General features: G+C 47.2%; 16 protein-coding genes. 4 read left to right on the top strand and 12 right to left on the bottom strand.

What is annotated here, in order from left to right; genetic code table 11:
• Nucleotides 1-33: 33 nt before the first annotated feature.
• The 3 genes from Q369_RS0107185 to Q369_RS0107195 form a co-directional block, all read right to left on the bottom strand.
• Complete coding sequence (locus Q369_RS0107185) at nt 34-567, bottom strand: DUF4199 domain-containing protein (protein ID WP_031527126.1); 534 nt, start codon at nt 565-567, stop codon at nt 34-36.
• 121 nt (nt 568-688) lie between these two features.
• Entirely contained in the window at nt 689-1,171 is a 483-nt protein-coding gene (locus Q369_RS0107190; RefSeq protein ID WP_031527127.1) for a response regulator transcription factor, read from the bottom strand.
• Nucleotides 1,172-1,257: 86 nt separating this feature from the next.
• Nucleotides 1,258-1,629, bottom strand: a complete 372-nt coding sequence (locus Q369_RS0107195; RefSeq protein WP_031527128.1) for a hypothetical protein — start codon at nt 1,627-1,629, stop codon at nt 1,258-1,260.
• A gap of 191 nt (nt 1,630-1,820) precedes the next feature.
• Between Q369_RS0107195 and Q369_RS0107200 the strand changes: the two genes are divergently transcribed.
• Nucleotides 1,821-3,746, top strand: a complete 1,926-nt coding sequence (locus Q369_RS0107200) for a CocE/NonD family hydrolase (protein ID WP_051663954.1) — start codon at nt 1,821-1,823, stop codon at nt 3,744-3,746.
• 8 nt (nt 3,747-3,754) lie between these two features.
• Here Q369_RS0107200 and Q369_RS0107205 read toward each other — a convergent pair whose 3' ends face one another.
• Genes Q369_RS0107205 through Q369_RS0107220 form a run of 4 tightly spaced genes read right to left on the bottom strand, consistent with a single transcriptional unit; the run spans nt 3,755 to nt 8,318 of the window.
• Nucleotides 3,755-5,482: a HAMP domain-containing sensor histidine kinase gene (locus tag Q369_RS0107205; RefSeq protein ID WP_031527130.1), complete on the bottom strand. Its 1,728-nt coding sequence runs from the start codon at nt 5,480-5,482 to the stop codon at nt 3,755-3,757.
• Between the two features lies 1 nt (nt 5,483).
• Complete coding sequence (locus Q369_RS0107210; protein ID WP_084165683.1) at nt 5,484-6,599, bottom strand: histidine kinase; 1,116 nt, start codon at nt 6,597-6,599, stop codon at nt 5,484-5,486.
• A gap of 48 nt (nt 6,600-6,647) precedes the next feature.
• Nucleotides 6,648-7,742 carry a porin gene (locus tag Q369_RS0107215; protein WP_031527132.1) on the bottom strand — a complete coding sequence of 365 codons (1,095 nt, stop codon included), beginning with the start codon at nt 7,740-7,742 and terminating at the stop codon, nt 6,648-6,650.
• A 15-nt stretch (nt 7,743-7,757) separates the two neighbouring features.
• Entirely contained in the window at nt 7,758-8,318 is a 561-nt protein-coding gene (locus Q369_RS0107220) for a K(+)-transporting ATPase subunit C (RefSeq protein ID WP_031527133.1), read from the bottom strand.
• A 42-nt stretch (nt 8,319-8,360) separates the two neighbouring features.
• Here Q369_RS0107220 and Q369_RS0107225 point away from each other — a divergent pair, with 42 nt between their 5' ends.
• From Q369_RS0107225 to Q369_RS0107235, 3 genes are all read left to right on the top strand, one after another.
• Nucleotides 8,361-8,591 (top strand): hypothetical protein, encoded by a 231-nt coding sequence (locus tag Q369_RS0107225; protein ID WP_031527134.1) that lies wholly within the window; start codon nt 8,361-8,363, stop codon nt 8,589-8,591.
• Nucleotides 8,592-8,682: 91 nt separating this feature from the next.
• Nucleotides 8,683-8,949 (top strand): hypothetical protein, encoded by a 267-nt coding sequence (locus Q369_RS0107230; protein WP_031527135.1) that lies wholly within the window; start codon nt 8,683-8,685, stop codon nt 8,947-8,949.
• Nucleotides 8,946-9,212 (top strand): Txe/YoeB family addiction module toxin, encoded by a 267-nt coding sequence (locus tag Q369_RS0107235; protein ID WP_031527136.1) that lies wholly within the window; start codon nt 8,946-8,948, stop codon nt 9,210-9,212. The genes Q369_RS0107230 and Q369_RS0107235 overlap by 4 nt, the downstream gene beginning before the upstream one ends.
• Here Q369_RS0107235 and kdpB read toward each other — a convergent pair whose 3' ends face one another.
• The 5 genes from kdpB to Q369_RS0107260 all read right to left on the bottom strand — a co-directional run bounded on the left by kdpB (nt 9,213) and on the right by Q369_RS0107260 (nt 15,087).
• A complete protein-coding gene (gene kdpB, locus Q369_RS0107240) occupies nt 9,213-11,252 on the bottom strand; it encodes a potassium-transporting ATPase subunit KdpB (RefSeq protein ID WP_031527137.1) in 2,040 nt (679 codons plus the stop codon).
• Nucleotides 11,253-11,263: 11 nt separating this feature from the next.
• Nucleotides 11,264-12,952 carry a potassium-transporting ATPase subunit KdpA gene (gene kdpA / locus Q369_RS0107245; RefSeq protein ID WP_031527138.1) on the bottom strand — a complete coding sequence of 563 codons (1,689 nt, stop codon included), beginning with the start codon at nt 12,950-12,952 and terminating at the stop codon, nt 11,264-11,266.
• Between the two features lie 11 nt (nt 12,953-12,963).
• Nucleotides 12,964-13,041 (bottom strand): K(+)-transporting ATPase subunit F, encoded by a 78-nt coding sequence (kdpF, locus tag Q369_RS29845; protein WP_084165684.1) that lies wholly within the window; start codon nt 13,039-13,041, stop codon nt 12,964-12,966.
• Between the two features lie 259 nt (nt 13,042-13,300).
• The gene (locus Q369_RS0107255; protein ID WP_031527139.1) at nt 13,301-14,638 is read right to left on the bottom strand and encodes a sigma-54-dependent transcriptional regulator; all 1,338 of its coding nucleotides are present in this window, start codon (nt 14,636-14,638) and stop codon (nt 13,301-13,303) included.
• Nucleotides 14,639-14,661: 23 nt separating this feature from the next.
• Nucleotides 14,662-15,087: a response regulator gene (locus tag Q369_RS0107260; RefSeq protein WP_031527140.1), complete on the bottom strand. Its 426-nt coding sequence runs from the start codon at nt 15,085-15,087 to the stop codon at nt 14,662-14,664.
• Nucleotides 15,088-15,230: the final 143 nt, after the last annotated feature.

Genomic DNA, 15,230 nt, shown 5'->3' on the forward strand with positions numbered 1-15,230 from the left:
TTGCCGTAATTCAGATTGCACCAGATACAAAGGTCAGGCAGCTTCGGTTGCCTGACCTTTTCTTTTTAGGATCAATGCGCAGAGCACAGAAACGATCAGCCCGACTGGCAGGATCTCGGCGTAGGTCATAAGGAGGATCACGAGGGGATTTTTGTACATCTCCTTGTACTCATTCATTTTGGCGATTTCTTGCTGGAGTTCTGCGGCGGTTGCACCTTCGCGCTTGCTTTGTTGTATCGTGAAGTCTGCGTATTTGTCCATGAAATCGGGAACAAAATAGTAGTAGTCCACCAGCCAGACCAATGCATAGACGGTAGATGCTACCAATGTGATCAATAAGCCGATCTTAAATGCTTTGCCGAATGTGACCGTACCATCGCTGTACTTGTCGCGGTAATTCTTGACACCCACAAAAATGAGTGAAAACGCCAGGAGCATGGAAGCATAGCCGACGAGGATACTCCCTTCGAAGTTCCCGTTTTCGTAACAAGCCGCTGTGCTCGCAACCATAAAGGTAGAAACGATCGCGCCGGAGATCAGACCGCAAATGAGGATAATTCTTTTCATATCAAAAAAATTAAGAGCTGGTAATGGAACAAAGGTCTGTCAACCAACGCATTCCCTACTCATACTTTCGGGTGATTTAATGCAAACCGCACATACTTCCTCCAAAAGTATGAGCCTGCAACTAGGGGATCAATGCAAGTCGCCTTGCCTTATCCACAGCCTGGATCCGGCTTTTCACTTCAAGCTTATCGAACAGATTAGAAGAATGCGTTTTGATGGTGTTCACTGAAACAAAAAGACGATCGGCGATCTGCTGGTTCGTTAGCCCTTCTGCAATTTGTTCCAATACCTGTAACTCCCGCCTGCTCAGCCCGAGGCGGATTACTTCTGCTTCATTAAGCACGAAGGTTTCCGGCGGTTTTACAAAGACCGCTTTTTCAACAATTACTGTTTGCACTTTTGGGTTGGTCAGCCGGATTGCCAGCCAGATACCCAATCCGGTAAACAGGAGTGCCACCGCGCCAATGTAAACTTCCATTGCGTGATGCATGATCAGAAAACGCAATTCCAGCCACTTCAAAAAGAAGAGTAGCCCCGCAAGTACAATCCCGTACAGAATAGTCTGACTATGCCGACGGACGAAGTAGAGGGTTGACGTTACCATTGCACAATAACAGAGGAATCAATTCAGAAACATAAAGTCGCTACAACCATTACGTTACTTCTTTTACTGTGCAAAATTAATTCCCGCTACTGCTTTTTCTGTCCTGGATTGATTACCCTGTTTAAGCCTTCACACATTCTCTTTATGCGGTAGTAACTCGTCTTGCTGTTTCGGTCCTTATCGAGGGTAATCGTCAATTTACCTGGCGACGCTTCGTAGTCGAAAATGGTTTTGTCGCTCAGCGTTGTTGTCACCTCCATATCTCCGTCAGCGGTAATATGCACAGGCGCGATCTGGGAGTTAATGAACCGCTCGACTGCTACGCTCCGGCCCGGGTCAAAAGTTGCAGAGTATTCAAAAGTGTCATCACTGTCGACAACCTTGATACGCAGGTTATCGTCGTGACCACGATTGCAGGACAATGCCAATGCAGATAAAAGAAGCAATAAGATTTTCATGGCTAATAAATGTTTAACAAGGTACTATGTAATATACAGTACCTGCACTTATTATTCCAAATACGCTACATGAATGGTCAAACCAGTACATGAATGAAAGTAGCCGGTGCGGACTGCACTGTTTTGCCAAATATTACTAAATTGGCTTACTAACCTTTACACTCCTGACTTTGAAAAACTCCCCTACTCAAATGAGCTGGTTACCGGCTCTTTGCTTTACCCGGCTTGCTTACTTTTTTGCATTCATTCTTTGCATTGCATCACATGTGATTCCAGCGCAGAGCCTGGTTACCCAGGATTCGCTGTATATCCGCGAACATTACACCAAGATCGAGCGGATGGTACCGATGCGGGATGGTGTCAAATTATTTACTTCGATTTACATCCCAAAAGACATTTCTGCTGATAAGAAGTACCCGATCCTGCTCAATCGCACTCCTTACAGTGTAGCACCTTACGGCGAAGATTTATACAAGCTTAGTATCGGGCCGAGCATGCTTTTCGCACGGGAAGGGTACATTATCGTTTACCAGGATGTGCGCGGAAAGTATATGTCGGAGGGAGAATTTGAAGCTAACCGGCCATTCATTCCAATTAAAAAAGGCAAGGCTGACGTAGATGAAAGTTCAGACACTTTTGATACGATAACGTGGCTGCTCGATAATATCAAAAACAACAATGGAAAGGTCGGCACTTGGGGAATCTCTGCGCCTGGCTTTTATACCACGATGACAGCCATTGATGCACATCCCGCCTTAAAGGTAGCCTCTCCGCAGGCACCCGTCACGGATTGGTTCATGGGCGACGACCGTCATCACAATGGCGCATTTTTTCTGATGGGAACATTTGCGTTCCTCTCATCCTATGGCGCTCCTCGTCCTGCTCCCACGCCGAAAGGAGCGCCCGGCTTTTCGGCTTATGGAACGCCGGATTCCTATGAGTTTTACAAAAAGCTGGGGCCGTTAAAAAATGTCAATGAGAAGATCTTCAAGAACCAGAACCGCATCTGGAACCAGATGATGGAGAATGAAACCTACAATGATTTCTGGAAAGCACGCACGCCGGTGCCGCATTTGAAGAACATCAAACCCGCCGTGATGGTGGTAGGAGGCTGGTTTGATCAGGAAGATTTGTACGGGCCTTTGAAAACTTATCAGGGCATTGAAAACAACAAACCCAAGTCGCCAAACCTGCTGGTAATGGGGCCCTGGATCCACGGCGGCTGGGCGCGGGGAACCGGTGAGTCGCTGGGTAACATCCGGTTTGGTGCGCGTACCAGTGAATTTTACCAAAAAGAAATCGAGCTCCCCTACTTTAACCACTTCCTGAAAGACCAGCCTGATCCCGCATTGCCAAAAGCATACATTTTCGAAACGGGATCAAACCAATGGAAAAAATACGATCAGTGGCCTCCGAGAAATACCGTTGAAAAAAAGCTCTACTTCCATCCTGACGGCACATTGTCATTTACACCCACTATGACAACCATGCAAGCAGGCGCGAAACCTGCCTTTCACGAATACACGAGCGATCCTGATAAGCCGGTGCCGTATACTTCCGAAATCCGCATTATCCGTGGGGCCGATTTTATGTACGAAGACCAGCGTTTTGCTGCTACCCGGCCTGATGTGCTGGTTTACGAATCGGCTCCGCTGGAACAGGACGTAACCATCTCGGGTAATGTATTAGCTGATCTTTTCATTTCATCCACGGGTACAGACGCCGATTTCGTAGTTAAACTGATCGATGTGTATCCGGGCGACGCGCCTAATGACAGTCCGATCAACCCGAACATGAAAATGGGCGGATTTCAGCTGCTGGTACGTGGCGAAGTAATGCGCTCCAAGTTCAGGAACAGCTTTTCCAGGCCGGAGCCGCTGGTGCCGGGCAAAATTGAACATGTGAAATTCGATATGCAGGACGCGGCGCATTGCTTCAAAAAGGGCCACAAAATCATGGTACAGGTGCAGAGCTCCTGGTTCCCGCTTGTCGACCGCAACCCGCAGCAGTTCGTCAACATTTACAAAGCTTCCGAGAAAGATTTCAAAAAGGCAAACCACCGGATCTATCTTTCAGGAAGCAGCTCTTCCTATGTTGGCGTGCGGGTTTTGGAATAAATGCGGTATCAGGCCTTTTTCAACCCGATGGTGAATGTGCTTCCGGCGCCGAGCTCGCTGGCCACCGTGAGCGTGCCTTCCTGCGCTTCCATGAACTCCCGGCTGATCGCAAGACCAAGCCCGGTGCCTTCTCGGGTGGATCCGGGAATACGGAAGTACCTGTCGAAAATGCGTTCCTGGTATTCCTGGGAGATTCCCTGCCCGGTATCTTTGACCAGAACTTGCACCAGATCCGCTAGTTCCTCTACCTGGATACTGATTGTTGAATGGTCATAGGAATAACGGATTGCATTGGAAATGAGGTTGGTAAGTACCCACGCGGTTTTTTCCGGATCTGCTAAAACCGGGACTTCCGGAATGTGATCGGGTAAATGCAACCTGATATGCCGGCTCTCCGCCTGCATTTCATTGGCGGCAACTGCATATTGCAGCATTTCAGTGATACTTGCATTGCCGATGTTGAGCTGGATCTGTCCGCTTTCCACCTGGGTAATGTTCAGGAGCTCACCTGTGATTTTCAGCAGCCGGTCTGCATCTTCGCGGATACTGTCCATTAAGCTCCGCTGATCCTCGTTTGTGGCGCCCACAGCCTCATTTTTCAGCAGGTCCAATGTTATTTTAATGGAAGAAATTGGTGTTTTGAGTTCGTGTGAAACGTTGGCAATGAAATTGGTTTTGGCAAAATCCAGTTCTTTATAAGGAGTCACATTCCTGAGGATAATTACATTCCCAATGGAGCGCACCGCTTTTTCACCGGTCGGGATAATGGAGATATCGACGATTTCCTTTTCGAAATAGCTTTCCTTTCCATTTGCATAAATCTTCATTGGCGCATTGTCGCTGGCCGCCGGGTTGCTTTCGAATGCATCTTTGACAAGCGAGCGGACCAGATCGTTTCGCAGTGCAATTTCGGCGGCATTACCTCCGATGAGCTCTCCGGCTTTCAAACCTGTGACCTTCTGAGCTTCTTCGTTCGCAAAAATGACGGTTTTATGTTCGTCCAGACCGATGACCGGATCGTGCATATTGTTGATCAGCGTTTCTACCCGCTTCTTCTCGATCATCACGCGGGCGAGGTTACTGTTGTTGTACTCCTCCAACTTTTCTGCCATTGTATTAAACGACTCTGCCAACTGTCCGTATTCGTCTTTGCTGCCAAAATGAACACGTTCGTTATAGTTCTCATTGGCAATCTGGCGGATACTCTCCGTTAGCTCGTGAATGGGATTAGCAATGTTTCCCGGGAGGTTGATAAAAAGCGTGAATGCGATCAGGAAGCAGATCGTGCCTGCAATCGCAATCCAGACCGTCGACTCTTTGGCTACTTCGCCCACATACTGGCTTTTCCGGTTGATCGCATTCAGGTTCAGGCTCATCAATTCGGTAATGTCGCGCCGCACAGCCGACAGGATCAATGGATCGTCAGGACTCGCCTTTAGTTCATCGAAGTGCCGCGCCAGCTGACCGGTTACCTCCTTCTCACCACGCTCGGTAATGTTACGCTGCTGACTTGCCAGATTTTCTGCAAATACCTGAAAAGCCCGTGCATCTTCCTGCCGGTCATCGAGTGCTTTCAGCATCAGCTTCGCGTATTGCAGGGAATTATAGTTTGCTTTTAATATATAACGCGCATCGGACGAGAGTACATTCACCTGCCGCACACCGAGGATTGCCAGGATCGTGATCATCGCGAACAGGATCCCGGTGCCCAGCCTCAGTTTGGTTTTGATTTTCATTTCAGGAAAGGATTACGAGGTCAATGTCGGAAGAAGACATCTTTTTTAAAAGTTCATTAAAGACATTCGTAGCCAGTATCACTTTGAAAAGGCTCAAATGCGGCTTACCAATGCAAATCGTCGTGATCTTGTTCTGCTCAGCTACTTCTATGATGGTCTTCGCAATGCTGCTGTTTTCTTTTTTGATTACATTCCCGCCCAATTCTGTAGCCAGCTTGAAGTTATTGATCAAATGACGCTGCTTGGCGAGTCCGATCCTGCTGGCAGATTCGTCCGGGGTTTGCACATAGAGCAGAAACCAGCTGCTATGATAGTAATTGGCGAGTCGCGCAGTTTTACGGATCACAGTCCGGGCCGTTTTTTCATTGCTGCTGATACATGCCAAAAACCGCTCATGCTTCATCGAAAGCTTGGGCTGTACCTCGTTTTCTACCTTTCGCTCCACCTGCGAAGCCACTTCTTTGAGCGCCAGCTCGCGCAATTGAAGGATATGCTGCGGCTTGAAAAAATGCTGCAATGCTTGCCCGACCTTCTCAGGTGCGTAAATTTTGCCTTCTTTCAGGCGCATGATCAGCTCGTCGGCGGTGAGATCGATATTTACCACCTCGTCTGCCTGCGCAAGTACCTTGTCGGGAATGCGCTCGGCCACTTCAATGCCGGTGATGTTCTTGACTTCCCGGTTGAGGCTTTCAATATGCTGGATGTTCACGGCTGAAATCACATTGATCCCGGCTTCAAGAATATCCAGCACATCCTGCCAGCGCTTCGCATTTTTGCTCCCTTCAATGTTGGTATGTGCAAGCTCGTCGACAATCACAACTTCCGGCCGGAGACTGATTACAGCCTGTACATCCAGCTCTTCCAGTTCCTTGCCTTTATAGAACAGCTTTCGGCGCGGGATCAGCGGAAGCCCGTCCAGCAATGCATGTGTCTCTTTTCGCAAATGCGTCTCAATGTACCCGATCTTCACGTCGATACCCGTCCGAAGCAGCGCGTGCGCTTCCTGCAACATCCGGTAAGTCTTCCCCACCCCGGCGCTCATGCCGATGTATATTTTAAACTTGCCCCGCCTCGATTTTTTGATCAGGTCCAGGAAGTGTTCGGCGCTGCTTTCCACCACGTTTTATTTCAGGTTAAAGGTTCAGGATTAATTTCAAATTGCAGTTTAAAGTGTACCGAAGTCGAAGGTCAATGCGGTAGTCAGGTAAGTTTTGCTTTTGCTGAAATCGCCGCCGCTTCTTTCAAACGTCGCATCTTTACTTTGCAGGTTTCTGGCTTCAATTCGCCACATGAGCTGCGGCGTGATACGAAAATCAAGGTTCAGAGACAGGCCGTAAGTCTGAAATCCGTTTTTTGTTCCTGAGCTAATAATCACTCCCTTTTTGTCATTGAAATACTCTCCGCGAGCGGTAATACTGATCTTCTCGGAAGGTGAAAACCTGGCGATCAGCACAGGCACAAACCACGTTTTGTAGCCGCTACTACCTTTCGCTTCTTGTTCGCTGCCGATATCAAAACCGGCTGTAATGCCCAAATTTTTTGACACCTGGAAAATACCGTAGATATTGTGATAATACCGCATTTGTCGGCTGCTGTCCGGCTTGTCGCTGCCTGCGAAGGTGCTGTAATTGAGCGTAACAGTGCTGCTTGGCTTGAAGGATATCTGTGTCCCAAATGCAGGTGTAGAGTTGCCGTGTGGCCGCTGAATGCGCTGCCAGCCATTGAGATATAATGCCGCCAGGTACCATTTCTGATTGTCACTTGTAAAGCCGATTTTCGCGCCTGATTCAAAATAAGGCGAATTTTCCGCGACGAGACTACGCGAAAGTGCCCAGTTATCCTTCCCGATTGCACTTTCAAAACCGATATGAGAAGGCATAATCCCTGCGTCAATCCACAGGTTTTTGTTTTTTGTAAGCTTAAATCCTGCATTTGCTTCAAAAACATTGCGGAGAACGCCAGGTTCGGCAGCATAATTGGCATTCATGTAAGTTCCTGCTGCCAATGCAAAGTTGCCGCGGACTCGATCATTCTGGTATGCCGCCCTGATGAAAGCAAGGTTCAGGTTTACCTCGCTGGTGCGGTTATGATTATATATAAAGCTGGGCAATGCGTTGTTTTCAATTTTATGCAGATCCTGCGTGTAGTAAGCCTCCACATAGCCGCCAATAGTAAATGGACGGGTAGTTTCCAGTGAATCCTGCACCGCCGCATTCAGCGCGGCACAACTAAATAGGGCATTGAAAAGTGTGGTTTTCATACTGTAAACGAGATACTATTGAAGTCTGTCAAGCGCCAGATTAAGTTCTAAGACATTGATTCTCGCCGGGCCGAAAAGTCCGAAAAGGGGCTTTTCGGTTGCATTGTCGACCAGGATTTTCACCTTCCCCGGAGGCAGGTTGCGCACCCGGGCAATCCGCTCGATTTGCACGAATGCAGCTTTCGGTGAGATGTCGGGATCCAGTCCGCTGCCACTTGCAGTAACCAGCTCCACCGGGATTTCTGAGCGGGAAACCTTTGGATTGTGTACCATGAAAGTATTAATCCTTGCTTTTACAGCAGCGAGATAGTCCGCGTTGGAAGAACCTTTGTTACTACCGCCGCTACCTGCCGCATTGTAATCCACCGCTGAAGGGCGGGAATTAAAATAGCGGTCTTCTGTGAATTTCTGGCCGATATCAGCATAATACCTTTTTCCATTGTGCTCAATGACTTCACCCTTACCATGATTAGGCGCGAGCTGCGCAATCCCAAGTACTATCAAAGTGTATAAGCCGGCAAAGAATACCAGCGTCACGATTGTCAACCTGACTGCCGGAAGAATGTGTTGTTTCATGATTGTTATTGTTATATTTAAGTTTGATTTTACGCTGTTCTTATGTATAGAAAAATATTTGTAGCCGAGCATTCCGACGACCTTACGGTACGGCTACCAGATGAATATTTACACAAAGGCATTGAAGTAATTGCCTTCGAACTCGACGGTAATACAGATGAGCTTTATGCCGCCAAGAAGGATGCTGCGCGAAAAGCACTGCGATTTTTCAACAGCATTCAGGTTGATCTGAGTGATTTTAGATTTGACAGGGATGAAGCCAATGAGAGATAAAGTTTTCATTGGCGGGGCAATCGCCACCGACGGTGAAAGACTCAGTAGTTTCATAATTGTTATTGTTATATCAAGATTCAAATAGAATATTATGGAAGCTGTTTTGAGAATTCAATCCTCTGAGTTTACCGACGATCTGATTGAGAAAATAAAGCTGTTATTGAGGGGAAAAGACAATGCAGAAATAACAATCAGCATCTCCGAATCGCCAAACCACGGTATTCTGCGCAACGAGAGCAGAGAAGCATATTTCAGCCGTCTTGAACGCGCGTTAGTCAACCTCGAAGAAGAAAATGTAGTTACATTCAGCGGGGACACATTCGAGCAGTTTTCGAAGCATGTCGCACATGAAGAATGAGTAACACGATATTCGACCCGATTGCAATCGAAGATCTTTCCAAATGGGCGAAGATCGAGCCAAAGCTTGTTAAAAAAGTATTTGAGCTGATTATGGATATTCATAAACATCCATTTGATGGTCTCGGGAAGCCGGAAGGCCTTAAACATCAGTTCAAAGGCTGTTGGAGCAGAAGGATCACCGATGAACATCGCCTGATCTACAAAGTTTTGAGCAATGGTGATATTTTCGTACTGAGTGTACATGGCCATTATGAACAATAATTAAAACCAAACACTCACGACCAGATCTATTGCCTTAATCCCGACAAATGGGACTAGAATACCGCCCAGGCCGTACATAACCAGGTTTCTTCTCAGCAACGCACTTGCGCCAATGGGTTTGTAAGCAACTCCTTTTAGAGCCAGCGGAATTAAAAGTGGGATAATGACCGCATTGAAAATAATGGCTGATAAAATCGCGCTTTCCGGACTGTGCAATCGCATGATATTCAAGCCCTGCAATGCGGGAATGGAAGCAATAAAGAGCGCCGGGACAATCGCGAAGTACTTGGCGACGTCGTTTGCGATACTAAAAGTGGTCAGCGTACCGCGTGTCATCAACAGCTGCTTACCTATCTCAACAATCTCAATCAACTTGGTAGGATCATTGTCCAGATCGACCATATTTCCCGCTTCTTTTGCAGCCTGCGTACCGCTGTTCATCGCTACACCCACATCTGCCTGCGCCAAAGCCGGTGCATCGTTGGTACCATCGCCCATCATCGCCACCAGCTTACCTTTTTGCTGTTCCGCTTTAATATAATTCATTTTGTCCTCCGGTTTGGCTTCCGCGATGTAATCGTCTACTCCGGCTTTTTCAGCAATAAACTTTGCAGTAAGTGGATTGTCGCCGGTAACCATTACCGTTTTTACCCCCATTTTCCTGAGCCGCTCGAAACGTTCCTGAATGCCCGGTTTGATGATATCCTGCAACTCTATTACCCCGATTACCTTTTCATTTTCCGCAACCACCAGCGGTGTTCCACCGTTGCTTGCTATTTCCCGCACCTTATCAGCCACATTGGAAGGAAAGCTATTGCCAGCCTTTTCAGCGAGCTTTCTGATCGAATCCGAAGCACCTTTGCGAATCCGAGTATCGTCAAAGTCGACGCCTGAACTCCTTGTTTCTGCTGTAAATTCAATAAAAACAGGATTTTCGACGCGCAGCTTTTCCGGGCTTAATGCGGCCAGCTCTATGATCGACTTACCCTCTGGTGTTTCGTCGGCAACTGAGCTTAATGCTGCGCTCGCAATGAAATGGTTTAAATCGACGCCCGCAGCAGGCCAAAAATGAGTTGCTTTTCTATTACCAATGGTAATGGTACCCGTTTTATCAAGCAGCAAAGTGTCAATATCACCTGCTGTTTCCACGGCTTTACCGCTTTTTGTGATCACGTTGGCGCGCAACGCTCTGTCCATTCCTGCGATACCAATCGCTGAAAGCAGACCACCGATTGTAGTCGGGATCAGACATACGAAAAGAGAAATGAATGCGGCAATGGTAATCTGGGTTCCCGCAAAATCGGCGAAGGGTTTCAAAGTAATGCAGACAATAATGAAAACAAGTGTAAAACCTGCGAGAAGTATCGTGAGGGCAATTTCGTTAGGTGTTTTCTGGCGGCTGGCACCTTCCACCAATGCGATCATCTTGTCCAGAAAACTTTCGCCCGGCTCCGTAGTTACCCTGACTTTGATGCGGTCGGAAAGTACTTTGGTACCACCAGTCACGCTGCTTTTATCGCCCCCTGCCTCGCGGATCACCGGTGCAGACTCACCTGTAATTGCACTTTCGTCAATCGTAGCCAAACCCTCGATGATTTCGCCGTCGGTCGGGATGATATCTCCCGTTTCACAAAGAAAAATATGTCCTTTTTGAAGCTGCGATGAAGGAATAATTTTCACTTCATTGACATACATATCTCCCACTGCCTGTATCCATTTAGCGGGCGTCTCTTCTCTTGTTTTACGCAGACTGTTTGCCTGCGCCTTGCCACGCGCCTCGGCGATTGCCTCAGCAAAATTGGCAAACAGCAATGTAAGCAGCAGGATCATAAAAATGATCAGGTTGTAAACCGGGCTACCCTGTGATTTCTCTCCCAGCAAAATCCAGATATTCACGATCAGCATCACCAAAGTTCCAATCCAAACTGTGAACATCACCGGGTTGCGGAACATTACTTTGGGATTCAGCTTGATAAAAGATTGGGTCAGGGCTTCCTTGACCAATTCGCCCTGAAACAGGGCATTATTTTGAGCTTTCATTTGAACAAGATTTATTTCATTGAAAAATATTCGGCAATGGGGCCGAGTGTCAGCGCTGGAAAGAAGGACAGCGCCGTGATAATCACGATCACAGCCAGCACCATGATACCGAAAGTGCCGGTATCCGTTTTTAGTGTTCCTGCACTTTCAGGAATGTGCTTTTTGGAAGCGAGTAAACCGGCAATCGCAACTGGCCCGATGATCGGTATAAACCTGGACAAAATCAGTACAATGCCGCAGCTGATGTTCCACCAGGGCGTATTGTCGCCCAAACCTTCAAACCCGCTGCCATTGTTAGCTGATGAAGAAGTGTATTCGTAAAGCATTTCGCTGAACCCGTGAAAGCCGGGATTATTGAGGGTCTCCGCAGTAAAATCAGGCAATGCGACGCCGAGCGCAGTGGAAGCGAGGATCAGTAGCGGGTGTAGTAACGCGACGATCATGGCGATCTTCATTTCCCGAGCCTCTATTTTCTTTCCCATTAACTCAGGTGTGCGACCCACCATCAAGCCGCTGATAAATACTGCCAGGATAATAAATATGTAGAAGTTAAGAATACCCACTCCTACTCCGCCGTAAAATGCATTGGTCATCATGGAAAGCATTTGAGTCAATCCGGAGACAGGCATGAAGCTATCGTGCATCGAAATCACGGAACCCGTTGAGATAACGGTAGTGGCTATACTCCAGTAAGCTGAAAAGGCTGTACCGAACCTGGTCTCCTTTCCTTCCGTAGCTCCTGACGAAATATCGATTCCCATTTCGGCAATCTTCGGATTTCCATGCAGCTCAGTGATGATGGTTGGGATAGTCAATGCCAGGAATCCGATTGTCATTACGCCAAAGATCATCCACGACAAGCGACGTCTGCGGAGGTAAAATCCCAGCGCAAAAATCATCGCGACCGGAATGAACATCTGCGCCCACATTTCGGTCATATTGGTCAGGAAATTGGGGTTTTCAAGGGGATGCGCAGAGTTGGCACCAAAAAAGCCACCACCATTGGTACCTACATGTTTAATGGGGACGAAAGCAGCCACCGGCCCCCTCGATACCTGAATGGTGTCACCTTGCACGGAAACAAAGCTATCCTTCCCTTCAAATGTCATAGGCACTCCATTGAAGAGCAGTACGACTGCCCCCCCCAGAGAAACCGGCAGGAGGATTCTTGTGCAAGATTTGATGAACAAACCATAAAAATTGCCAAGCTTATCTGCGGTTCGCTCTTTCAAAGCAATAATCACCACAGCAGCCGCGGCCATACCGGTTCCCGCACTCACAAATTGCAGGAACATCAGGAACAATTGTCCAAGATAGCTCATGCCGGATTCGCCGGAATAGTGCTGCAGATTACAGTTGACAACAAATGAAATGGCCGTATTAAAGGCGAGGTCGGGGGATTGGGAAGGATTTCCGTCTGGATTGAGCGGCAGCCAACCCTGGTTCATCAACACGAACATACCAAGGAAAAACCAGACCATGTTCATTGTCAGCAAAGCTGTTAAATGCTGTTTCCAGGTCATTTCCGCGGTACTTCTTATTGCACTCAGCTTATAAAATGCCTTTTCAAGCGGACCAAAAACAGGGTCGAGCAGTGTTCTCTCTCCTGCGTAAACCTTTGCGATGTATTTTCCAGAGGGAATTGCCAACGTCACGGTAGCAGCGAAAACGAAGACAATTCCAAGGATTTCAGTATTCATTAGATTTCAGGTTAAAATTTCTCAGGTTTCACGAGCACGTAGCACATGTACGCGAAAACCGCAACAGAGACGATGAGTAATGCGAGCATGATTTCAGATTATGTCGAAGAGGTCGACGGTTTTGAAAAATAGCCCGAAGCATAGTGCCCCGGCGAGCAGAAGAAGGATAGTTGTCATGATTTAAATGCGTTTTGTTAATGTTTGCAGGGATTAGTGCCAACATCATTCCACTGAAATCAAGACATCCTTAACCCACTCAAAATCAAGTCCTTTTAGGAAATTTCAAAAATTTAGCCAACAAAAAAGCCTATCAAAATGATAGGCTCCTTATCAGGATGATAGGGTTGATCAAAGCTTATATTCTTCGATTTTCCGGTACAATGTAGCGATACCGATCTCTAACAGGCGTGCTGCTTCTGCTTTATTGCCTTTTGTGTAGTTCAAGACTTTCTGAACATGAAGCTTCTCAGCGCTCGCCAGTGAAAATGCAGACAGGTTACCGGAATGACCGATACTTTCCTGCAGCAAATCCGCGGGGAGTGTTTCTATTCCTAAAACAGGTTCGTCGGTGAGAATGACGCTGCGTTCAATGATGTTTTTAAGCTCACGTATGTTCCCGTTCCAGCGGCTTCTTTGCAGGGCAGCGATGAAATCCGCCGAAAGTGACGTCACCTTTTTATTTGCTTTCAATGCATAGGTACTTGCAAAACCCTTTGCCAGCGCTTCAATATCGCCTTTTCTTTCCCTGAGCGCAGGAATGTTGATTTGAAAAACAGATAGCCGGTAATACAGATCGCTTCTGAAATTACCTGATTCGATTTCCCTGGTGAGATCACGGTTCGTAGCCGCGATTACGCGCACATTCACCTTGGTAGGCTGCGTATCTCCTATTTTGATGAATTCATGCGATTCCAGCACGCGCAGCAATTTGGCCTGGAGTTCCAATGCAAGCTCACCGATTTCGTCCAGGAAAATGGTACCGTTATGTGCTTCTTCAAAGAGCCCTTTCTTATCGCGAACTGCACTTGTAAATGCACCAGCTTTGTACCCGAACATCTCACTTTCAAGAAGCTCTTTCCCGAATGCAGAGCAATTAACAGCAACAAACGGTTTCTTCGACCGGCTACTCGCCTGGTGAATGGATTGTGCAAAAACCTCTTTACCTGTCCCGGTCTCGCCTAAAAGCAGTACAGTAGTATCCGTTGGAGCCACTTTCCTGGCCAATGCAATACTTTGCAGCAGGTTTTCCGACTTGCCTATCATCGAGTCGAATGAATATTTCTCGCCAACCTGCTTTTCGAGCTGATGAACGCGCCTGCTCAGCTCGGCCTTCTCAATTGCGCGGTGGACGAGTGGGATAATTTTGTTATTATCGTCGCCTTTGGTGATGTAATCGAATGCACCGTTTTTGATAGCCTGCACGCCATCGGGGATATTCCCGTATGCAGTCAGCAGGATTACCTCGACAAGCGGGTAGGTCTCTTTAACTGTTTTGATAAACTCTACGCCATTTCCGTCTGGCAGCTTTACGTCACAAAGTAACACATCAATGTCTGACTGATCCAGCCACTTCAATCCTGTTTTCAGGTCTCCCGCTTCTAAAACCTCGAAACCTTCCAGTCTGACGATCCGCCCGGTTAGCCCTCTTAACTTTTCTTCATCATCAATGATGAGTATCTTCTTCATGTTACAGCGCCTGAAAGACTTACTCAGGCGTGTTTATTAGGGTGAAGGCAGCATTGCCAGTAATCATAGATAATCTTGAGGCGATTTTTGAGATCTGTGAAGCTGTCTTCTTTCTTAAAAAAGCCTTGGATTGTGGAATCGTACGCAGCTTCAATTACCAGAGGATTGTCGGCGGTACTCAGGAAAACGAATGGAATCGACTTTCTTCTCAAAAATTCATTTTCATCAATGCGGCTCCTTAATTCCAGGCCGTTCATGACGGGCATATTGATATCGCAAATGATAAGGAACGGCTGCTCCTGAGTTGTTTCCAAATATAAAAGTGCTTCCAGGCCATTCCCGAAAAAGATAAGCTGATTTGGAAGGTTCAATTCCTCGATTACGCTTTGAATCAAAAATTGATCGTCAGCGTCGTCTTCGATAGAAATGATCGGTCCTCTAATTGACATGCCGGCTATTTTAAGCTATTAATGTCCGCAAATATCGCAATTATTCGGTCTAATAGCAATGCGAGACCGTGCCGGCGCAAGGGTTTTAGACACCTAGCTGCTTAAAATCAAGCAGCTAGGTTCTTTTCACTTCCAGAATTTAG

Origin of the sequence: Dyadobacter crusticola DSM 16708, from assembly GCF_000701505.1 — a bacterium.
Classification (GTDB): Bacteria; Bacteroidota; Bacteroidia; order Cytophagales; family Spirosomataceae; genus Dyadobacter; species Dyadobacter crusticola.